The organism is Rathayibacter sp. PhB1, from assembly GCF_004362935.1.
Taxonomy (GTDB): domain Bacteria; phylum Actinomycetota; class Actinomycetes; order Actinomycetales; family Microbacteriaceae; genus Rathayibacter; species Rathayibacter festucae.
The window spans coordinates 1-21,396 of the sequence record NZ_SNYD01000005.1 but is presented as its reverse complement, the minus strand read 5'-3'; the positions used below and the strand labels follow the sequence as shown (position 1 = coordinate 21,396).

The following is a 21,396-nucleotide window of genomic DNA, read 5'->3' as shown; positions in this document are numbered from 1 at the left end:
CCCTAGAAGAAGGAGATGCAGTACGGCGCCGCGATCGGCGCGAAGAAGCGGTCGACGCTCTCGTGGTCCGCCTCCGCCAGCGTCACCGCGCCGGCCCGCGCCAGCGTGGACGGGCGGGCGGAGCCGAGCAGCAGCGTGCCGAGGTCGGCGACGTCCAGCGACAGGGTCGGCGCGTCGTCGCTGCGCTCCACCCGGCCCTCGCCGCCCTCGACCGTGATGCGGTAGCTGCCGTCGACGAGGCCGAGCTCGTCGCGGACCGCGAGCACCAGCGTGCCGTCGCTCGTCCACGGCCGCGCGCCGAACGCCGCCGCGACGTCGAGCACGCGGGTCCAGATCAGGTCGGCGACCTTCGTCACCTCCACGACGCGCGCGTCGCGCAGGGCCCAGGTCAGCGGGTCGTCGACGGGCGCCATGTCCCAGGTGACGGTCGAGGCGAGGTCGACGGCACCGAGGAAGCCCCAGAGCCCGAGGTAGGCGTCGGCGGTCGCGGCGACGAGGTCGACGACCTCGAGGGTGCGGTCGTCCTCGTCCGGCCCGACGGCCTTGTAGGTGACGTAGCCGTCGAGCTGTCCGTCGGCGTCGAGGTGCACGGCGGAGCGGACGGCGCGGCCCGGCGCGGTCTCGCCGGGCTCGGTGCCGACGGCGTTCGCGGCGTAGCGCGACTGCCGGGTCAGCGAGCCGGGGGTGCGCGCGTGGAAGGCGCGGAAGACCTCCTCGACCCGCGACTGCAGCCAGGTCGTCGCGACGACCTCGACGCGGCCGGCCGGCTCGACCTGCAGGGCGAAGCGCGGGCCGGTGTCGACGCGGATCGAGCGGGTGAACGCCGAGCGGCCGAAGCCGAACCGGCGGTAGATCGAGGCCTCGCTCGCGGTGAGCACGGCGACCGCGGCGCCCGATTCGCGGGCCAGGCGCAGGTCGTCGGTGATCATGGCGCGGAGGACCCCGCGGCGGCGGTGCGTGGCCCGGACGGTGACCTGCGAGACGAGGTGCGCGGCGAGCTCGCGCCCGCGGCCGACCTGCAGCGAGCCGGGGAACGCGGCGTAGGTGGCGACGGGGACGGACTCGCCGTCGATGCCCTCGGGGGAGGCGGAGTCGTGCACCGCGGTCAGCTCGCGCTGGTCGGCGACCATGTGCTCGGCCCAGTCGCGCCACTGCTCCGGCGTGTACTCCTTCTCGTGGAAGCCCGCGTTGATCGCGGTGCCCCAGGCGGCCGTGGCGGCGTCGGGTCCGCCCTCGGCGGTCAGTGCGGCGGGGAAGCGACGGAATTCGAGACCGGGAAGGGACATCCGTCCAGCTTAGGCACCCGGCCTGCGCGGGTGCTGCCCGGGGCGCCGCGGGCGTCCGGCGACGCTCGCCGGGTGCACCTCCGGCTCGTGGAATCGCGTCCGGCTTGCTGGATCCACCCGTTTCCGCGAGCCGAGGGTGTTCTCGCGTGCCCGAGGTTCGGCCCGGGGAGCTACGGCTCGCGGATTCGGGTCGGGCTCGCTGCATCCGCGAGTTTCGGCGTGCCGAGGGTGTTTCCGCGTGCCGGAGGTGCGGCCCGGGGAGTTCCGGCTCGCGGATTCGGGTCGGGCTCGCTGCATCCGCGAGTTTCGGCGTGCCGAGGGTGTTTCCACGTGCCGGAGGCGTGGCCGGGGGAGCTCCGGCTCGTGAAATCGGGTCGGGCACGTGCGATCAGCGGGCTTCCGCGTGCCAAGGGTGTTTCCGCGTGCCGGAGGTGTGGCCCCGGGAGCTTCGGCACGCGGAATCGCATCGGGCTCGCTGCATCCGCGCGTTTCTGCGTGCCGAAGGTGTTTCCGCGTGCCGGAGGTGCAGCACGAGCAGCTCCGGCTCGCGAATTCGGGTCCGGCTCGCCGGATCAGCGGGTTGCCGCGTGCCGAGGCCGGTTCCGCGTGCCCGAGGTGGGTCAGAGGGCGCGCCAGCGCTTCTCCAGCGCGTCGTCGACGGCCTCCGCCAGTGCGGCGAGCGCCCCGGGGCCCGGCGCCGCCGCCACGACCCGCGCGCAGGCCGCCGCGATCGCCGCGCGCCGCCGCGGCAGCGTCGCCGTGAAGGCGCAGTCGCGCAGCAGCAGGAGCACCCGCTCGGCCGGCGCCTCGACCGCCAGCGCCAGCAGCAGCCGCCGCTCGAACGGTGCCTCCGGCACCATCAGCCGCCAGAAGCCGTCCGCGTCCTGGAACGCGGCCGGCGGATCCGGCACCCGGGCCAGCAGTGCGAGCGCCGCGGCCAGCCCGTCGACGTCCGCCAGCGCGACGAGTCCGCGCAGCCGCGACTCCGCATCCGCCCCGGGACCCGGCCCGAGCGTCACCGCGGCGAGCGCGCGCGCGTCGAGCCGTCGCTCCGTCTCCTCGTCCGGCACCGTCTCGTCCGCCGACCACCACGAGAGCAGCGGAGTCGCCGCGACGGCGAAGTCGCCGGGCCGCCGCTCCAGCGCGATCAGCAGGTCCTCCGAGGCGGCCAGCGCCACCAGCGCGTCGACGTCCACGGCGAGCACGGTCCCCGAGGTGGACGGCAGCACGAGGTGCCGCCCCGACGGCGGCACGATCTCCGCCCGGGTCCGCGCGCCGGGCCCGCGGGTGCTCGCGCGCAGGATCGCCGCCTCGAGTGTGTCCGAGCCCGCCTCCGAGCCCGCCCGCGCCGCATCGCCCCCGAAGATCCGTCCACCGCGCGCCATCCCGCCACGCTACCGTCGGCGGCATGACCCGCCTCGTCGCCCTCCTCCGCGGAGTGAACGTCAACGGCCGCACCGTCCGCAGCGCGGACCTCGCCGCCACCGTCGAGAGCGTCGGCGGCACCGCCGTCCGCACCGTGCTCGCCAGCGGCAACGCCGCCTTCGACTCCGACCGCGACCTGGCCGAGCTGAAGCCCGTGCTGGAGGCGGCCCTCGGCGAGCGCTTCGGCTACGACGCCTGGATCGTCCTCGTCACGCAGGAGGCGCTCGCCGCGGCCGCCGCCGCCTACCCGTTCGAGCGGATCGACGAGACCGCCCACCCCTACGTCGTCTTCGGCTCCGACTCCGCCGCCCTCGACGCGGCCGAGTCCGCGATCGGCGCGACCGACCCGGACGTCGAGCTGCTCGCCCGCGGCGACGGCGTCCTCTACTGGCGCTGCCCGAAGGGCTCCTCCACCGACACTCCGGCCGCGAAGATCCTGGCCCGGGCCGTCTTCCGCTCGACCACGACGACCCGCAACCTCCGCACCGTGGAGAAGCTCGTCACCGCCTGAGGTAGGGACGCCCCGGCCCTTTCCGGCTGAGAACTCGCACATTCTTTGGTTAGGCTGTCCTTAGTGCACGGCGTCCGTCGCCTGTTGCGCGCCACGACCACAGCCTTCCGAAAGGGAACAATGCCCCGCGCCACCAAGTCGCTCGCGCTCGTCGCGACCGCCCTGCTCACCGTCGGCCTCGCCGGCTGCTCGTCCGCCGCGGCCGGCTCCGACACCGCCGACAGCGACTTCACCCCGATCACCATCGAGCACGCCCTCGGCACCACGACCATCGAGTCGCAGCCGGAGCGCGTCGCGACCGTCAACTGGGCCAACCACGAGGTCCCGCTCGCGCTCGGCGTGGTCCCGGTCGGCATGGCCGCCGCGAACTTCGGTGACGACGACGGCGACGGACTGCTCCCCTGGGTGTCCGAGAAGCTCGAGGAGCTCGGCGGCGAGACCCCCGTCCTCTTCGACGAGACCGACGGCATCGACTTCGAGGCCGTGGCCGACACCCAGCCCGACGTGATCCTCGCCGCCTACTCCGGCCTCACGCAGGAGGACTACGACACGCTGACCGAGATCGCGCCCGTCGTCGCCTACCCCGAGACCGCCTGGGGCACCTCCTGGCGCGACACCATCACCTTCAACAGCGAGGCGATGGGCATGGCCGACGAGGGCGCCGCGCTCATCGGCGAGCTCGAGACCGAGATCGAGGAGAAGGTCGCCGCGCACCCGCAGCTCGCCGGCGCCTCGGCGATGTTTCTCACCCACGTCGACCTGACCGACCTCAGCCAGGTCAGCTTCTACACGACGCACGACACCCGCCCGGCCTTCTTCGAGGACCTCGGCCTGACCACGCCGGAGAGCATCGCGACCGCCTCGGCCACCACCGACGCGTTCTCGCTCACCCAGAGCGCCGAGCAGGCGGACGCGTTCAACGACGTCGACGTCATCGTCACCTACGGCGACGACGAGCTCGTCAACACCCTCAAGGCCGACCCGCTGCTCTCGCAGATCCCGGCCGTGCAGAACGATGCCATCGTGCGCCTGCCCTCCACGCCGCTCGGCACCGCCGCGAACCCGACCCCGCTGTCGATCTCGTACGTGCTGGACGACTACCTCGCCATGCTGGCCGAGGCCGCGGACAAGGCGGCGTGATCCACTCCCGCCCGACTGCGTGAGCTCCGACCGCGTGACCCTCACCGCACCTCCCGTAACCGTCGCCGCCGCCGTGCGGCGCCCGAGGCGTCTGCGCGCCCTCTGGCTGCTCGTCGCACTCCTGGTGCTGGCCGGGGTCGGCGTGCTCTCGGTGCTGATCGGCTCGCGCGACGTGGCCTGGAGCGACGTGGTCGCTGCGCTCGGCGGCTCCACCGACGGCTTCGGGCAGGCCGCGGTCGCCAAGCGCCTCCCGCGCACCGTCCTCGCCGGGGTCGCGGGCGCCGCGCTCGGGGTCGCCGGCGTGCTGATGCAGGGCGTCACCCGCAATCCGCTCGCCGACCCCGGGATCCTCGGCGTCAACACCGGCGCCTCGCTCGCGGTCGTCACCGGCATCGTCTTCTTCGGCCTGTCGACCGCGAACGGCTTCATCTGGGTCGCGATCGGCGGCGCGGCCGTCGCCGCCGTCTTCGTCTACGTCGTCGGCTCGCTCGGCCGCGGGGGAGCGACGCCGCTCAAGCTCGCGCTCGCCGGCGCCGCCACCTCCGCCGCGCTCGTCTCCGTGATCAGCGCGATCGTCCTGCCGCGCGCCGACCTCTCCGGCGGCATCCGCTCCTGGCAGATCGGCGGGGTCGGCGGCGGCACCTTCGCGAGCATCGGCCAGGTCCTGCCCTTCCTCGCCGTCGGGCTCGTGCTCTGCGTGCTCTCGGCGAAGAGCCTCAACACGCTGGCCCTCGGCGACGAGCTGGCGGCCGGCCTCGGCGAGCGCGTGGCGCTGGCCCGCGGCGCGGCGGCCCTCGGCGCCGTCGTCCTCTGCGGAGCGACCACCGCGGTCACCGGGCCGATCGGCTTCGTCGGGCTGGTCGTCCCGCACGCCTGCCGGCTGATCGTCGGCGTCGACCACCGCTGGCTGCTCCCCTTCTCCGCGGTCGCCGGCGCGGTCCTGCTGATCGGCGCGGACGTCGTCGGCCGGATCGTCGCGCGCCCGAGCGAGATCGACGTCGGCATCATCACCGCGCTGATCGGCGCCCCCGTCTTCATCGCGATCGTCCGCGGGCAGAAGGTGCGCGAGCTGTGACCGCCGTGCAGTCCCGGCCCGCCGCCCGCTCCGCCGCGCCCTCCGCCACGGCTCTCGCCGTCGCGGCGAGCCGCCGCCGCCGCGGGGCCCGCCGCCGCACCGTGGTCGCCGTGCTCGTCGCGCTGCTCGTCGTCGTCTTCGCCGTCTCCCTGATCGTCGGGCAGACGATCTACTCGCCGGCCGAGGTCGTCCGGGTGATCCTCGGCGAGCAGGTCCCCGGCGCCTCCTTCACGGTCGGGCGCCTGCGCCTGCCGCGCGCGATCCTCGGCGTGCTCGTCGGCCTCTGCTTCGGCCTCGGCGGCGTCGCCTTCCAGACGATGCTGCGCAATCCGCTGGCCAGCCCCGACATCATCGGCATCAGCGCCGGAGCGAGCGCCGCCGCGGCCTTCGCCATCGTCACGCTCTCGCTCGGAGCGACGCAGGTCTCGGTCCTCGCCATCGCGGCCGGCCTCCTGGTCGCGCTCGTCGTCTACGCCCTCTCCTACCGGAGCGGCGTGGCCGGCACCCGGCTGATCCTGATCGGGATCGGCGTCGCCGCGATGCTCGACAGCGTCACCGCCTACGTGCTCTCCCGCGCCGCCGCCTTCGACTTCCAGGAGGCCAGCCGCTGGCTGACCGGCAGCCTCAACGGCGCGCGCTGGAGCGAGGTCGTGCCGGTGCTGATCGCCGTGGTCGTCCTGACCCCGGTGCTGCTCGCCCGCTCGCGCGACCTCTCCGGCACCCAGCTCGGCGACGACACCGCCTCCGCCCTCGGCATCCGGGTGAACCGCACGCGCCTCGTCGTCATCGTCGCCGCCGTCGGCCTGATCGCCTTCGCGACCGCCGCGGCCGGGCCGATCGCGTTCGTCGCCTTCCTCTCCGGCCCGATCGCCGCCCGGCTGGTCGGCCCCGGCCGCTCGCTGCTGATCCCGTCCGCGCTGGTCGGCGCGCTGCTCGTGCTCGTCGCCGACCTCGTCGGGCAGTACGCGCTGGGCCTGCGCTACCCGGTCGGCGTCGTCACCGGCGTGCTCGGCGCGCCGTACCTGATCTACCTCATCGTCCGCAGCAACCGATCGGGAGGGTCCCTGTGACCGCCGAGCACACCCTCACCGTCGACGCGCTCACCCTGGGCTACGGCGACCGCACCGTCGTCGAGGGCCTCGACCTCGTCGTCCCGCCCGGCCGAATCACCGCGATCGTCGGCGCGAACGCCTGCGGGAAGTCGACCCTCCTGCGCTCGATGTCGCGGCTGCTGGCGCCGCGCGCCGGCACCGTGCTGCTCGACGGCAAGGCCGTGCACAGGACGCCGGCGAAGCAGCTCGCCCGCACCCTGGGCCTCCTGCCGCAGTCGCCGATCGCTCCGGAGGGGATCACCGTCGCCGATCTCGTCGGCCGCGGCCGCCACCCGCACCAGGGCATCCTCAGCCGCTGGAACGCGCACGACGACGAGGCCGTCGCCACGGCCCTCGACGCGACCGACACCGCCGCCCTCGCCGACCGCGCCGTCGACGAGCTCAGCGGCGGCCAGCGCCAGCGGGTCTGGATCGCGATGGCCCTCGCCCAGGAGACCGACCTGCTGCTGCTGGACGAGCCGACCACCTTCCTCGACGTCAGCCATCAGGTCGAGGTGCTCGACCTGCTCGTCGACCTCAACCGGAACCGCGGCACGACCGTCGTGATGGTGCTGCACGACCTCAACCTCGCGGCCCGCTACGCCGACCACCTCGTCGCCCTGGCCGGCGGCACCGTGCACGCCGCCGGCACCCCCGCCGAGGTCCTGACCGAGGACACCGTCCGCGCCGTCTTCGGCCTCGACAGCCGCATCATCACCGACCCCACCTCCGGCACCCCGCTGATGCTCCCGCTCGGCCGCCACCGCCTGACCGCCGGCCCGGGCGAGGCCGACCTGCAGCCCCTCGGCTGACCGCCCCGGCGCGGCACCCCTCCCGGCTGACGCGTCGCTGATCCGCCGAGTCGACGCGCAGTGGGGCCTACGGCTCGGCCAGCGCCCGTCCCGGGTCCGCTCGCGGGCTGCGCCGCGACCGAGTGGACGCGAACCGGGGCCCGCGACCGCACCAGGGCCCGGTGCGCGTCCGTTCGGAGGCGCGGCGCCCGGACAGACCGCCTGACGGGCCGCACAACGAAGGCCGAGCGCCCGGGATCGCCCGGAGATCCGCGGATCCGGTCGTCCGGCCTTCGTTCCGCGGACGACTCCGCGCGCACCGGCGCGCACACGCCGCGCAGACCGTCCGGGGCCCGCAGATGTCGGACGTGTAAACGGTTCCAGACGGCGACCGGGGGGCGTATACGATACCCGGTGTCCGCGCGGACGGCCTGTCGACGGCGGAGCCCACCGCACCCGTGCCCCGACCAGAGGTCCTCCCCGCTGTGACTGCTTCACCGACGCGCCCCGACGCCTCCGCCCTCGGCCGGGCGAAGGCGCTGCTCTTCGACCTCGACGGGGTGCTCACCCCCACCGCCGACGTGCACATGCAGGCCTGGGCCCGCCTCTTCACGCCGTACCTCGAGTCGCGCGGCATCGCCGAGGGCTACACCGACGCCGACTACTTCCGGTACATCGACGGCCGCCCCCGCTACGACGGCGTCCGCGCGCTGCTCGCCTCGCGCGGCATCACCCTCCCCGAGGGCTCGCCGAGCGACGACCCCGCCCTCGAGACCGTCTGCGGGCTCGGCAACCGGAAGAACGACGCCTTCAACCAGACCCTCGCCGAGAACGGCGTCGCCCCGTACCCGGGCTCGCTCGCCCTGGTCGACGCCGCGATCGCCGCGGGCGTCGAGGTGGCCGTCGTCACCTCCTCCCGCAACGGCGTGCCGGTGCTCGAGGCCGCGGGGATCCGCGACCGCTTCGAGGTCGTCGTCGACGGGCTGCTCGCCGCCCGCGACTCGATCGCCGGCAAGCCCGCGCCGGACACCTACCTGCACGCCGCGCAGCTGCTCGGGCTGACCGCGGCCGAGTGCGTGGTCGTCGAGGACGCCCACTCCGGAGTCGCCGCCGGCCGCGCGGGCGCCTTCGGCCTCGTCGTCGGCGTCGACCGCGGCGTCGGCCGCGACACCCTCCTCGAGCACGGCGCCGACATCGTCGTCGACGACCTGGCCGAGCTGCTCCCCTTCCTCCCCTCCGCCCCCGCCCCCGAGGACGCCGCATGAACCCCATCACCTCCGACCCGCTCGACCGCAACCGGTTCCCGGTCGACGAGTGGTCGCTGATCGAGACCGAGTTCGCCACCGAGCTGCAGGGGCGCACCGAGACGCTCTTCGCGACCGGCAACGGCTACCTGGGCCTGCGCGGCAACGTCGAGGAGGGCCGCGACGGCTACGCCTACGGCACCTTCATCAACGGCTTCCACGAGACCTGGCCCATCCGGCACGCGGAGGAGGCGTTCGGCTTCGCCCGCGTCGGCCAGACGATCGTCAACGTGCCGGACGCGAAGATCATCCGCCTCTACGTCGACGACGAGCCGTTCGTGCTGAGCGAGGCCGACGTCCTCGCCTACACGCGCCGCCTCGACTTCGCGAACGGCGTGCTCACCCGCGAGCTGGAGTGGCGCACCCCCTCGGGCAAGCGCGTGCTGATCCGCTCGCGCCGCCTGGTCTCCTTCACCGACCGGCACCTCGCGATCCTCGACTACGAGGTCGAGATGCTCGACCACGACGCCTCGGTGCTGATCTCGAGCCAGATCCTCAACCGCCAGGACGGCGTCGACGAGTACCACGCGCCCTCGGGCAGTGAGGCCGCCGGCTTCGACCCGCGCAAGGCCGAGTCGTTCGAGGACCGGGTGCTGCAGCCGCAGCTCAAGCGGGTCAGCGGCACGCGCTACCTGCTCGGCTACCGCACCACCAACTCCCGGATGACCGTCGCCTGCGGTGCCGAGCACGTGCTCGAGACCGAGAACGAGTGGGACCAGACCTCCCAGATCGACGACGACCTCGCCAAGCACGTCTACCGCGTGAAGGCGAAGGCCGGCGTCCCGGTGCGCCTGGTGAAGACGCTGACCTACCACACCTCTCGCGGCGTCCCCGTGCGCGAGCTCGCCGACCGCTGCGACCGCACGCTCGACCGCGCCCGCGAGACCCCGGTGGAGGAGCAGTTCACCAAGCAGCGCGAGTGGCTCGACGACTTCTGGCTCCGCTCCGACGTGCAGATCGACGGCCAGGCGGCGATCCAGCAGGCCACCCGCTGGAACCTCTTCCAGCTGGCGCAGTCCACTGCCCGCACGGACGGCGGCGGCGTCGCGGCCAAGGGCGTCTCGGGCTCCGGCTACGGCGGGCACTACTTCTGGGACACCGAGGTCTACGTCCTCCCGTTCCTCAGCTACACGGCCCCGCTCGTGGCGCGGAACGCCCTGCGCTTCCGCCAGAACATGCTCGAGGCGGCCCGCTCGCGCGCGGCCGAGCTCAACCAGCGCGGCGCGCTCTTCCCCTGGCGCACCATCAACGGCCAGGAGTCGTCGGCGTACTACGCCGCCGGCACCGCGCAGTACCACATCGACGCCGACATCTCCTATGCGCTGATGCAGTACGTGGGCGCGACCGGCGACGACGACTTCCTCGCCCGCGGCGCGATCGACATCCTGGTCGAGACCGCGCGGATGTGGGCCGACCTGGGCTTCTGGCGCAGCAACGGCGACGACCACTTCCACATCCACGGCGTCACCGGGCCGGACGAGTACACGACCGTCGTCAACGACAACCTGTACACGAACGTGATGGCCCGCTCGAACCTGCGCGCGGCCGCCCGCGCCGTCGAGCTGCTGAAGGCCGTCGAGCCGTCGGCCTACGAGCGGATGGTCGCCCGGCTGCTGCTCGACGAGGACGAGGTCATCGAGTGGGCCCGCGCGGCCGACAAGATGCACATCCCCTTCGACGCCCGCGCCGGCATCCACCCGCAGGACGCGGCGTTCCTCGAGAAGGAGCTCTGGGACCTCGAGAACACCCCGGCGTCCAAGCGCCCGCTGCTGCTGCACTTCCACCCGCTGGTGATCTACCGCTTCCAGGTGCTCAAGCAGGCCGACGTCGTGCTCGCGCTGCTGCTGCAGGGCAACGAGTTCACGGCGGAGCAGAAGCGCGCCGACTTCGAGTACTACGACGCGCTGACCACCGGCGACTCGACGCTGTCGGCGGTCGTGCAGTCGATCATCGCGGCCGAGGTCGGCTACAGCGAGCTGTCGCGGCACTACTTCCTCTCGGCGCTGTTCGTCGACCTCGCCGATCTGCACCGCAACACGGCGGACGGCATCCACGTCGCCTCGACCGGCGGCGTCTGGAGCGCCCTGGTCTACGGCTTCGGCGGGATGCGCGACCACGGCGGGCGGATCACGCTCGACCCGCGCCTCCCCGACGACTGGGACCGCCTGACCTTCCGCATCACGCTGCACGGCACGCGGGTGCGGGTCGCGGTGACCCAGGAGGCGGTGCTGCTGACCGTCGAGGACGGCGACGCCGCGGCGATCACCGTCCGCGGCGAGCGGGTGCACGTCGAGTCCGGCAACCCGGTCCGCGTCGGCCTCGGCCACCAGGGCCCCCGCCTCACCGGAGCGCCGACCACCTCCGACATCGAGGGCACCCGCCGCTCCGACGGCACCGTGATCACCGCCTCCATCCCCACCATCTCGATGACCCCGGAGCCCGAGGTGCTGACGGGCCCGTAGCCCCTCCTCGCGATGGAGCGGCTGCGCCGCCCGCCCTTCCTTCGCTGATCGAGCGGGACGCTCCGCCATTCGCTGATCGAGCGGCTGCGCCGCGCCCCCTCACCGATCGAGCGGCTGCGCCGCGCTCCCTCGCCGAGAGAGTGGCCCACCCAGCGGGCGCGGTTCATGCTGATCGAGTAGCCCGCGCAGCGGGCGTATCGAGATCCACCACCGCATGCACGTGGGGTCTCGATACGCCCCTTCGGGGCTACTCGACCAGCATGGTGGAAGCGATCCCGCGCCGGCCGGACTCGTCCTTCGCCGATCGAGCGGCTGCGCCGCGCTCTCTCGTCGACTCAGCTGCCTGCTGAGCGGGCACCGTCCATGCTGATCGAGTAGCCCGCGCAGCGGGCGTATCGAGATCCACCACCGCATGCACGTGGGGTCTCGATACGCCCCTTCGGGGCTACTCGACCAGCATGGTGGAAGCGATCCCGCGCCGGCCGGACTCGTCCTTCGCCGATCGAGCGGCTGCGCCGCGCTCTCTCGTCGACTCAGCTGCCTGCTGAGCGGGCACCGTCCATGCTGATCGAGTAGGCCGCGCAGCGGGCGTATCGAGATCCACCACTGCATGCACGTGGGGTCTCGATACGCCCCTTCGGGGCTACTCGACCAGCATGGTCGGCAGTGCTCTTCGCTCGTTCTGGACCGCCCGGCCGCACCGAGCGCCGCCCGACGCGCCTCCGCGGAGCCGCCCCGCCGGCCGCTGCTAGCGTCGCCCGATGGTCATGAGCAGTACTCGGTTTCCCTCGGCGGCGCAGTCGACCGTCGCGGTCGTCAGCGACTACGCGCTCGACTACACCGGCGGGGCGCAGACGGCGATGGTCGCGGAGTGCCGGAGCCTCGTGGAGGCGGGCGTCCGCGTCCTGCTGGTCGTCCCCCGCTCCGCCACGACGCTGCCGCTCGACGGCATCGACGTCCGCTTGATCCCGGCGCCCCGGATCCCCGTCGCGCAGCTGCCGGTCGTCCGCAACTCCCGCCGCACCCGGGCCCTGCTCGAGCGGCTGCTCCGCGACGAGGGGGTCGGCGCCGTCCACGTCCACTCCGAGTTCGGCCTCGCGGTCGCCGCACTGGAGGTCGCCGCGGCGCTCTCGATCCCCTCGGTCGCCACGGTGCACACCTTCTTCTGGCGCGGAGTGCCCGGTCGCGCCGGCCGCCTGCTCGCCCCGCTCGCCGCGACCTACGTCGCCGCCGTGTCGGGCGTCCGACCGCGGCCGGACCGCGGCGGCGACGACCGCCTCGGCGCGCTCCTCCGCGAGGTCACCCGGAGCGCCGCCGCCCGCGCGGATCTCGTGATCTCCCCGTCGGCCCACCAGGCCGAGGCGCTCCGTCGCGCGGGCCTGGAGCGGGTGGAGGTGCTGCCCAACACCGTGATCCGGCGGGACTCCAGCCACCGCATCGAGGAGCGCGTCGCGGCGGACACCCCCGGTCCGCTCCGCTTGCTCTGGGTCGGCCGGTGCGCACCGGAGAAGCGGCTCGTCCCGTTCGTCGAGGCCTGCCTCGCCGTCCTCGCCCGCGACCCCGAGGCCCTCCGCGTCGAGGTGATCGGCACCGGTCCGTCACTCGCCCGCGCCGTCCGGCTCGCCGCGGGATCCCCGGCGGTCGTCTTCCGCGGTTTCGTCGAGAACCGCCGCATCGGCGACGCCGTCCGCCGCTCCGATCTCGTCGCCCTGACCTCGTCCGGCTTCGACAACCAGCCGATGGTCGTCGTCGAGGCGCTGCAGGGCGGCCGCGGGATCCTCTACGTCGACCCGGCCCTCACGGAGGGCCTCGACGGCCCGGGACTGCTCGCACCCGTCGAGCCGAGCGCTTTCGCCGAGTACCTCGAGCGGCTCTGCCGCGACCGCGCCCCGGTCCGCGCGGCGGCCGCGGCGGCACGGACCGCCTTCGCCGCCTTCGCGCCCGAGGCCCACGCCGCGGCCGTCCTCGCGCTGCACGGCGCAGCGCGCGAGATCGCGGGTCTGCGCGCCGCGCGGGAGTAGCGCGGCCGGACGTCAGGCCGTGGCGACCAGCGCGCGCACCGCGGAGGTGAAGAACGCGAGCCCGTCCACGCCGGAGCGCATCGCGGCAGGGGTGTCCGGGCCGAAGCCCGGCTCGACCGCGTGCTCGGGGTGCGGCATCAGGCCGACGACGTTGCCGCGCGCGTTCGCGACTCCGGCGATGTCGTTCATCGAGCCGTTCGGGTTCGCGCCGAGGTAGCGGAAGACCACGCGGCCCTCGCCCTCGAGCTCCGCGAGCGTCTCGGCCGAGGCGATGTAGCCGCCCTCGCCGTTCTTCAGCGGGATGGTGATCTCCTGGCCGGCCTCGAAGTCGCTGGTCCAGACGGTGGCGGCGTTCTCGACGACGAGCCGCTGGTCGCGGCAGACGAAGGAGCCGACGTCGTTGCGGATCAGGCCGCCGGGCAGCAGGTGCGCCTCGGTCAGCATCTGGAAGCCGTTGCAGATGCCGAGGACGGGGGTGCCGGCGTTCGCCGCGTCGATCACCTCGCGCATGATCGGCGAGTGCGAGGCGATGGCGCCGCAGCGCAGGTAGTCGCCGTAGGAGAAGCCGCCGGGCAGCACGATCGCGTCGACGCCGTCGAGGTCGTGGTCGCCGTGCCAGAGGGCCACGGGCTCCGCACCGGCGAAGCGGACCGCGCGCTGGGCGTCGCGGTCGTCGAGCGAGCCGGGGAAGGTGATGACGCCGATCCGCATGCTCAGGCCTCCGGGTAGTGGATGCCGACGACGTCCTCGATGACCGAGTTCGACAGCATGTCGTCCGCCAGGGCGGCGATCGAGGCGCGGACCTCGTCGGTCACCTCGTCGACGGTGATCTCGAAGCGCTTGCCCACCCGCACGCCCGTGACGGCGGAGTGGCCGAGGCGCGAGAGCGCGCCGGCGACGGCCTTCCCCTGCGGATCGAGCAGCTCGGCCTTGGGCATGACTTCAACGACGATCGTGGGCACCGTGTTCTCCGGAGTCTCGAGGGGCTGTGCGGATCTCCGCGCGCCCATCGTACCCGCCCGGCTTTCCGGCGATCCGTCCCGGGATCGCCCGTCTCGACGGGCCGTCCGCTCAGGCCGCCGCGGTCACCCGCAGGGTGTTGGCCCACGGGTCCTCGAAGGACAGCGTGCGCCCGTCGTCCGCGGTGGCGACCTTCGCGCTGCGCAGGCGCTCGCCGAGCGCACCCAGATCGTCCGCCGCCGGCACCACGATCTCGACCTGCCCCAGTCCGAGCGCGAGCTGCCGCCGACCGGCGCCGAGCGAGTTCCAGGTGTTCATCGCCATGTGGTGGTGGTAGCCGCCGGCCGAGACGAAGAGCGCCTGCCCGCCGTAGGCGATCGTCGTCTCGAAGCCGAGCCGGTCGACGTAGAACTCCTTCGCCGTCGCGACGTCGCCGACGCTGAGGTGCACATGGCCGACCGAGGCGCCGCCGAGCCGCGGCTGCGCGATCGCCTCCTCGGTCAGGTGCTCCCGGAGGAACGCGTTCGGGTCGAGGAAGAGCGTCGACATCTCGATCCGCCCGTGCGTCCAGGACCACTGGCTGCGGTCGCGGTCCCAGTAGAGCTCGACGCCGTTGTGCTCCGGGTCGTCGAAGTAGAACGCCTTGCTCACCAGGTGGTCGGAGCTGCCGGTGAAGGAGCCGGGGTGCCGGGTCGCGACGCTGTGCACGGCGGCGGCGAGCGCCGCCTCCGACTCGAAGAGGATCGCGGTGTGGAACAGGCCGGCGCTGCGCGGGGCGGCGTGCCGCAGCTCCGGAGCGTGCTGGAGGATCACCGCGGGGACGCCGCCGCGGCCGAGCACCGCGACCGAGCCGTCCTGCGAGAGCAGGTCGAGCAGGACGGCGTCGCGGTAGTAGGCGACCATCGCGTCGAGGTCGGCGACGCGCAGCGTGACCGCCCCCATCACGGTGTCGGGGGCGAGCAGGTCGGACGAGGAGGTGGTCATGCCGGTCATGCTAGGTCCAACTCAGTTGTAGCCACAACTATTTCCGAGCGGGAGGAAGTCGGAGGAGGGGGCGCCGCCGGGTTCATAGGATCGCCATAGGCAGCGTCCAGCCCGCGCGATGCGGCGGGTCGTCGAATGGACTCCGGTCGCCGTCAGGGGCGGCCCCGGCCACGAGGACGCATCATGAACGAGTCACCCGAATCCCACGGCGCCGAGCGCGAGCCCGCTGCCACCGCGACGGACCCCACCGGCGCCGAGGAGCGCCAGGCGCTCCGGACCGACGACCGTCGTCGTCGCCGTCGCGCCCTGATCGCTGGCGGTGCTGGGCTCGCCCTGCTGATCGGCGTCACCGCGGGCGGCGTCTCGCTCGCCGGCCGCTCCGAGTCCGCCTCGGCCGCCTCGTCGAGCGCCGCCAGCACCATCGTCTACCCCGGCGGCTCCCGCGGCTCCTTCGGCGGCGGCATCGTCGTGCTGCCCTACTCGGGCGGATCCTCCTCGGGAGACGGCTCCGGCAGTGGGTCGGTCTACGGATACGGATACGGCTCGGGCTCGGGCGGCACCGGCTCGGGGACCTCCGGTTCCACGTCGACGTCCACGGCGACCGACGCCGTCCCCGCGAGCACCGCGCAGACCGCCGGCGTCGTCACGATCACCTCCGACCTCACCTACGAGGGCGCGACCTCCGCCGGCACCGGCGTCATCCTCACCTCCGACGGCATGATCCTCACCAACAACCACGTCGTCGAGGGCTCCACCAGCATCACCGTCACGGTCGAGAGCACCGGGCAGGCGTACACCGCCCGCGTCGTCGGCACCGACAAGACCAACGACATCGCCGTGCTCCAGCTCGTGAACGCCTCGGGCCTCACCCCGGCGACCCTCGACACCGACGGAGTCGCGGTCGGCGATGCCGTCACCGCCGTCGGCAACGCGAAGGGCACCGGCACCCTGGTCGCCGCGGCCGGCACCGTCGAGGCCCTCGGCCAGAGCATCACCACCCAGGCCGAGACCGGCATCACCGGCGAGAAGCTCACCGGCCTGATCCAGGTCGACGCGGACATCGTCGCGGGCGACTCGGGCGGCCCGCTGGTCGACGCGGCCGGGAAGGTCGTCGGCATCGACACCGCCGCCTCCAGTGGAACCGCGGACATCACCGGCTTCGCCATCCCGATCTCGAAGGCCCTGGACATCGTCGCGACGATCGAGGCGGGCGCCGACACGTCGACCGTCGCGATCGGCTACCCGGCCTTCCTCGGCGTCTCGCTGCCGTCCGGCACGACGGCGGGCACCGCCTCCGGAGCCGTCTCGGGCGCGAGCACCCCGGCCGGCGCTCTGATCGCCGGCGTGATCGAGGGCACCCCCGCTGCCGCCGCCGGCCTCGTCGCCGGCGACGTCGTCACCGCGGTCGACGGCACGGCCGTCGCCTCGGGCGACGCCCTCTCCGCGGACCTGGCCCAGCGCGAGCCCGGCGAATCGGTCACCCTCACCTGGACCACCGCCGCCGGCACCTCGCAGTCCGCGACCGTCACCCTCGTCGAGGGCCCGGTCGCCTAGGAGTGGTCCGCTGCGCGGGCTCGTTCATCAGCGAGAAGCATGCTGGTCGAGGAGCCGCGGAGCGGCGGCCATGCTGGTCGAGTAGCCGCGGAGCGGCGTATCGAGACCCGCCGTGCCCAGCAGGGCAGCCTGCAGACCCGCGTGCTGACGGGGTGGATCTCGATACGCCCGCTGCGCGGGCTACTCGATCAGCATGAAGCCGCGGGATGCGAGCGCATGCGAACATGCTGGTCGAGTAGCCGCGCAGCGGCGTATCGAGACCCACCCGCCAGCACCCGCACGCGGCGCCGGCACTCCCCCCGCGACGCGCCGTTGTTTTGAACTATTCAACACAACTCGGTAGCCTTGTCCCCATGACGATGACGGACGACCGGCTGAGAGCCTCCGGGCTCAAGGCCACCGCGACCCGGCGGGCCGTCCTGCAGGCGCTCGAGGGGCATCCGCACTCCGACGTCGATCAGATCCTCGCGCGGGTGCGCGTCGATCTGCCCGACGCCTCGGCCCAGGCCGTGTACGGCGTCCTCGCCGCCTTCACCGAGGCCGGCCTCACCCGCCGCATCGAGCCGGAGGGTCACGCCCGCCGCTTCGAGCTCCGCGTCGGCGACAACCACCACCACGTCGTCTGCCGCAGCTGCGGCGCCGTCGCCGACGTCGACTGCGTCGTCGGCCAGGCGCCCTGCCTGCACCCGTCGTCGTCGAGCGGCTTCGCCATCGACACGGCCGACATCACGTTCTGGGGCACCTGCCCCGACTGCCTCGCGCAGGCCGAGACCCGGCCGGCGCCCGCCATCACCGCCGCGGAGGGCGAGACAGCGCTCCGCCGACAGGAGGATTCATGACCGAGGAACGATTCACGACGACCGATGCCGGAGCCCCCGTCGCCAGCGACGAGCACTCGCTCAGCGTCGGAGCCGACGGCCCCATCGCGCTCCACGACCACTACCTCCTCGAGAAGCTCGCGCAGTTCAACCGCGAGCGCATCCCGGAGCGCGTCGTCCACGCCAAGGGCGGCGGCGCCTTCGGCCGCTTCGTCACCACCGGCGACGTCAGCGCGTACACCCGCGCCGCGCTGTTCCAGCCCGGCGTCGAGACCGAGATGCTCGCCCGCTTCTCCACCGTCGCCGGCGAGCAGGGCTCGCCCGACACCTGGCGCGACCCGCGCGGCTTCGCGCTGAAGTTCTACACGAGCGAGGGCAACTACGACCTCGTCGGCAACAACACCCCGGTGTTCTTCCTCCGCGACGGCATCAAGTTCCCCGACTTCATCCGCTCGCAGAAGCGCCTGCCCGGCACTCACCTCCGCGACCACGACATGCAGTGGGACTTCTGGACCCTCTCGCCCGAGTCGGCGCACCAGGTCACCTGGCTGATGGGCGACCGCGGACTGCCGAGCTCGTGGCGGCACATGGACGGCTTCGGCTCGCACACCTACCAGTGGGTCAACGCCGCCGGCGAGCGCTTCTGGGTGAAGTACCACTTCAAGACGAACCAGGGCATCGAGATCCTCAGCCAGGAGCAGGCCGACCAGATCGCCGGCGAGGACGCGGACTTCCACATCCGCGACCTGTCCGCTGCGATCGATCGTGGCGACCACCCCTCGTGGACCCTCTCCGTCCAGGTCATGCCGTACGCCGACGCCGAGTCCTACCGGTTCAACCCGTTCGACCTCACCAAGGTCTGGCCGCACGCGGACTACCCGCTGATCGAGGTCGGCACGATGACCCTCGACCGCAACCCGGAGAACTACTTCGCGCAGATCGAGCAGGCGACCTTCGCTCCCTCGAACTTCGTGCCCGGGATCGAGGCCAGCCCCGACAAGATGCTGCTCGCGCGCATCTTCAGCTACGCCGATGCGCACCGCTACCGCGTGGGCACCAACCACGCGCAGCTGCCGGTCAACGCCGCGAAGTCGCCGGTGCACTCGTACTCGAAGGACGGCGCGATGCGCTTCGACTTCCAGCGCTCCGAGGTGCCCGTCTACGCGCCGAACACGATGGGCGGCGCGCACGCCGACCCCGCCCGCGCGGCGGAGGGTCCCGGCTGGGAGACCGACGGCGCGCTCACGCGGGCCGCGGCGACCCTGCACCCCGAGGACGACGACTTCGGCCAGGCCGGCACGCTCTACCGCGACGTCCTCGACGACGACGCCAAGGCGCGACTGGTCGCGAACATCGCCGGCCACGTCTCCAAGGTGACCCGCCCGGAGCTGCGCCAGCGCGTGCTCCAGTACTGGGCGAACGTGGACAGCTCGCTGTCGCAGCGCGTCGCCGAGGCCCTCGAGCCCTCCGCCCCCGGCGCGGACGTCTCGCCGGAAGAGGTCGGCATCCACGCCTGACCCCCTGGTGCGCGGCACCGGCTGAGCCCGGCGCCGCGCACCTCCGCCCGGTCCCCCCGGACCGAGCGCCCCCGAGCAGCGGGCGGCGCGGGCTGTCGCATGCGGCCCCGCGCCGTCCGCTTCCCCGTCCGAGGGAGTCATCCCTTCGAGCGCGGCCGCGTCATCCCGGGAACCCGAGGCGTCGCTGCCAGTCGGCTAGCACCTCCCCGCTGACGTCGAAGAGCTCGGTGCCCCGGTGCGGAGCATCGATCTCGGTGCTCGTCACGCGCACGCCGCTCGGCAGGATCTCCACGATCGCGGCTCCCGATGCGGCGATCGACCGCTCGTGCTGCGGCCCGGCGAGCACGTCGGTCCGGTTCGCGGCACCGGGAGCGACCACCACCGGAGCCGGGTGGGTCGTGTCGACGAAGGCGTGGTGCCAGTGCCCGGCGAGCACCGCCAGGAGCGTCGAACCCTCGACCGCCTCCCAGAAGTCGTGCGGATTCGCGAGTCCCATCCGCCGGTGCAGCGGGGTGACCGCCTCGATCGGCGGGTGGTGCAGCACCACGACCGTCGGCGTCTCCGGGTCCTCGGCCACTCGACTCCGCAGCCAGGCCAGCGTCGGCTCGGCGAGGAGTCCCCAGGACGCTCCGCCCGGAACGGAGGAGTCGAGCGCGAGGATCCGCACCCCGCGCATGACGACCTCGGTGTTCCAGGCCCCGTCGGAGCCGAAGCCCTCGCGGTCGTCGTGATTGCCGAGGGCGAGCACGAGCGCGGCATCCCGCTCGGCGCACCACTCCTCGAGCCTCGCGCGCAGAACCCGGTAGGACTCGGCATCGCCGTCATCGCTCAGGTCGCCGGACACCGCGACGGCGTCGAGGTCGGCGACGGCGGAGTGGGCGGCGAGCACCGCGTCGAGTGCGGCGCGCGGATCGACAATGCGGTTGTACCGGGCAGCGGGGTCGGCGAGCAGGTGCGTGTCCGAGAGGTGCAGGATCCGTAAGGCGCGGGGAGCGGACTCCTCGAGGATCGCGTCGGCCCGGGAACCCGCCGCCTCGATCCGCTCCGCGTTCCGCTCGTCGGGCCCGTCGGTCCAGGCGATCGCCTCCTCGAGGGTCTTGCCGAAGCGGAGGTGCCGCGCGACCAGTCGCCGCCGGCGCAGGGTCGGCTCGACCCGCAGGTGCAGCGTCAGATCGAGGAGGCCGGCGACCTCACCCCAGCCGTCGTCCTCGAGCAGCAGGTAGTTGCCCTCGACCAGGACGACGGTCCGCTCACCCACGGGGAGGGCGACGGACTCCGGCACCGGCTCCTCGATCGTGCGATCGAAGGAGGCGACCCGCACGGTGGCGCCCGGCTGCGCGGACCGGAGACTCCGCAAGGCCCCGAGGAATCCGACGACATCGAAGGTGTCCGGCGCCCCCATCCGCTCGCGCCGACCGAGTTCGCGCAGACGCTGCTGGGGCAGGTGGTACCCGTCGAGCGCGAGGACGAGCGCATCGGGAAGGCCAGCACGCAGCCGCTCGGCGATCGTGGACTTGCCGGCGCCCGGCGATCCGGTCACTCCCACCAGGAGGAGACGCCGGTCCGACGCCGCCGTGCGGATCGCGGCGACCGCCTCCTCGAGGGAGGCGAGCAGGGGACGGGGCTGGTCGGGGAGAGACATGCGCCCATTGTGGCCAGCAGTATCGGGGCGGAGGAGGGCCGACTGCGCGGTCGGTGGAGAGTCCGGACATCCGCGCCCTGGGGAGGACCCCCAGCGCGACACGCCCGGGATGAGCGGTTTCGGGGGCCCGGTTTGACAGTGCCGGGATCGGGCCGTAACTTATTCCAAGTCGCCACACAGGCCGCAGGGAAACGGAAGAACAGGGCTCCTCGGAGCACGGTTCAACGTCCCGGCCTCATTCGGCACCATCCACTCGGCAAGACAGTCCTTCGGGTCACGTCTGCCGCACGGATGTAAAGCCTTCGCAGGATCCCTCGGGTCCAGCAACTTCGCCGCCCGGCGACGGACTCAGGTCCGGAACCGAGCAACGTCGGAGCGCCTACGAGCGCAACGGCATCGCGAAGAAGCCGGATTTGACACGGCCTGCGGATGTGCTAAGTTAGTCAAGTTGCCACGGCGGCTGAGAGAACAGCTTCTCCAGCTTAGCGAAGTCTTCCGACTAAGGCAACATCTTCGATCACTTCCGTTGTGAAGCGCCTTTTCAGGTGTGGAGGCGGGATGTGTCCGATTCTTGAGAACTCAACAGCGTGCACTATGTTCAATGCCAAATTTATAACCCCGTCCGGGTCTTGTGATCCGGTTGGGTTCCTTTGGAAATTGATGTCAGTAATGATGTCTTATTTGCTAGAGGTCAAACTTGAGCGCCTTCCTTTCGGGGTTGGTGTTCGTAATTTTTTTACGGAGAGTTTGATCCTGGCTCAGGACGAACGCTGGCGGCGTGCTTAACACATGCAAGTCGAACGATGAAGCCCAGC

The 21,396-nt window shown here is 72.7% G+C and carries 17 protein-coding genes and 1 rRNA gene; 12 read left to right on the top strand and 6 right to left on the bottom strand.

The window, feature by feature from the left end; genetic code table 11:
• Nucleotides 1-2: 2 nt before the first annotated feature.
• On the bottom strand, nt 3-1,286 hold the full coding sequence (locus EDF17_RS13215; RefSeq protein ID WP_123447092.1) for a GNAT family N-acetyltransferase: 1,284 nt from the start codon (nt 1,284-1,286) through the stop codon (nt 3-5).
• Between the two features lie 620 nt (nt 1,287-1,906).
• Nucleotides 1,907-2,671: a DUF2254 family protein gene (locus EDF17_RS13210; protein ID WP_123447091.1), complete on the bottom strand. Its 765-nt coding sequence runs from the start codon at nt 2,669-2,671 to the stop codon at nt 1,907-1,909.
• 23 nt (nt 2,672-2,694) lie between these two features.
• Between EDF17_RS13210 and EDF17_RS13205 the strand changes: the two genes are divergently transcribed.
• From EDF17_RS13205 to EDF17_RS13170, 8 genes are all read left to right on the top strand, one after another.
• The gene (locus EDF17_RS13205) at nt 2,695-3,222 is read left to right on the top strand and encodes a DUF1697 domain-containing protein (protein ID WP_123447090.1); all 528 of its coding nucleotides are present in this window, start codon (nt 2,695-2,697) and stop codon (nt 3,220-3,222) included.
• A 120-nt stretch (nt 3,223-3,342) separates the two neighbouring features.
• On the top strand, nt 3,343-4,362 hold the full coding sequence (locus tag EDF17_RS13200) for an iron-siderophore ABC transporter substrate-binding protein (protein WP_123447089.1): 1,020 nt from the start codon (nt 3,343-3,345) through the stop codon (nt 4,360-4,362).
• Between the two features lie 19 nt (nt 4,363-4,381).
• Complete coding sequence (locus EDF17_RS13195) at nt 4,382-5,437, top strand: iron ABC transporter permease (protein ID WP_166649681.1); 1,056 nt, start codon at nt 4,382-4,384, stop codon at nt 5,435-5,437.
• Between the two features lie 5 nt (nt 5,438-5,442).
• On the top strand, nt 5,443-6,507 hold the full coding sequence (locus tag EDF17_RS13190; RefSeq protein ID WP_123447523.1) for an iron chelate uptake ABC transporter family permease subunit: 1,065 nt from the start codon (nt 5,443-5,445) through the stop codon (nt 6,505-6,507).
• Nucleotides 6,504-7,340: an ABC transporter ATP-binding protein gene (locus tag EDF17_RS13185; RefSeq protein WP_123447087.1), complete on the top strand. Its 837-nt coding sequence runs from the start codon at nt 6,504-6,506 to the stop codon at nt 7,338-7,340. The genes EDF17_RS13190 and EDF17_RS13185 overlap by 4 nt, the downstream gene beginning before the upstream one ends.
• A 464-nt stretch (nt 7,341-7,804) precedes the next feature.
• Nucleotides 7,805-8,584 carry a beta-phosphoglucomutase family hydrolase gene (locus EDF17_RS13180; RefSeq protein WP_123447086.1) on the top strand — a complete coding sequence of 260 codons (780 nt, stop codon included), beginning with the start codon at nt 7,805-7,807 and terminating at the stop codon, nt 8,582-8,584.
• The gene (locus EDF17_RS13175) at nt 8,581-11,085 is read left to right on the top strand and encodes a glycosyl hydrolase family 65 protein (protein WP_123447085.1); all 2,505 of its coding nucleotides are present in this window, start codon (nt 8,581-8,583) and stop codon (nt 11,083-11,085) included. The genes EDF17_RS13180 and EDF17_RS13175 overlap by 4 nt, the downstream gene beginning before the upstream one ends.
• A gap of 761 nt (nt 11,086-11,846) precedes the next feature.
• Nucleotides 11,847-13,106: a glycosyltransferase family 4 protein gene (locus tag EDF17_RS13170; RefSeq protein ID WP_123447084.1), complete on the top strand. Its 1,260-nt coding sequence runs from the start codon at nt 11,847-11,849 to the stop codon at nt 13,104-13,106.
• A 12-nt stretch (nt 13,107-13,118) separates the two neighbouring features.
• Here the strand turns inward: EDF17_RS13170 and purQ are convergent, their stop codons facing one another.
• The 3 genes from purQ to EDF17_RS13155 all read right to left on the bottom strand — a co-directional run bounded on the left by purQ (nt 13,119) and on the right by EDF17_RS13155 (nt 15,050).
• Nucleotides 13,119-13,817, bottom strand: a complete 699-nt coding sequence (gene purQ, locus EDF17_RS13165) for a phosphoribosylformylglycinamidine synthase subunit PurQ (RefSeq protein WP_123447083.1) — start codon at nt 13,815-13,817, stop codon at nt 13,119-13,121.
• A 2-nt stretch (nt 13,818-13,819) separates the two neighbouring features.
• Entirely contained in the window at nt 13,820-14,068 is a 249-nt protein-coding gene (gene purS, locus EDF17_RS13160; RefSeq protein WP_123447082.1) for a phosphoribosylformylglycinamidine synthase subunit PurS, read from the bottom strand.
• 109 nt (nt 14,069-14,177) lie between these two features.
• A complete protein-coding gene (locus EDF17_RS13155) occupies nt 14,178-15,050 on the bottom strand; it encodes a VOC family protein (RefSeq protein WP_185019990.1) in 873 nt (290 codons plus the stop codon).
• Between the two features lie 183 nt (nt 15,051-15,233).
• Between EDF17_RS13155 and EDF17_RS13150 the strand changes: the two genes are divergently transcribed.
• The 3 genes from EDF17_RS13150 (at nt 15,234) to EDF17_RS13140 (ending at nt 18,939) form a co-directional block, all read left to right on the top strand.
• A complete protein-coding gene (locus tag EDF17_RS13150) occupies nt 15,234-16,604 on the top strand; it encodes a trypsin-like peptidase domain-containing protein (protein WP_208110614.1) in 1,371 nt (456 codons plus the stop codon).
• A gap of 353 nt (nt 16,605-16,957) precedes the next feature.
• A complete protein-coding gene (locus EDF17_RS13145; RefSeq protein WP_185019989.1) occupies nt 16,958-17,443 on the top strand; it encodes a Fur family transcriptional regulator in 486 nt (161 codons plus the stop codon).
• The gene (locus EDF17_RS13140) at nt 17,440-18,939 is read left to right on the top strand and encodes a catalase (protein ID WP_123447080.1); all 1,500 of its coding nucleotides are present in this window, start codon (nt 17,440-17,442) and stop codon (nt 18,937-18,939) included. Before EDF17_RS13145 ends, EDF17_RS13140 begins: the two co-directional genes overlap by 4 nt.
• A gap of 160 nt (nt 18,940-19,099) precedes the next feature.
• On the opposite strand, the gene EDF17_RS13135 is transcribed toward EDF17_RS13140, so the two are convergent.
• Complete coding sequence (locus EDF17_RS13135; RefSeq protein ID WP_123447079.1) at nt 19,100-20,581, bottom strand: metallophosphoesterase; 1,482 nt, start codon at nt 20,579-20,581, stop codon at nt 19,100-19,102.
• A gap of 735 nt (nt 20,582-21,316) precedes the next feature.
• On the opposite strand from EDF17_RS13135, the gene EDF17_RS13130 reads away from it, so the two are divergent.
• Nucleotides 21,317-21,396, top strand: a 16S ribosomal RNA gene (locus EDF17_RS13130); the annotation flags it as partial.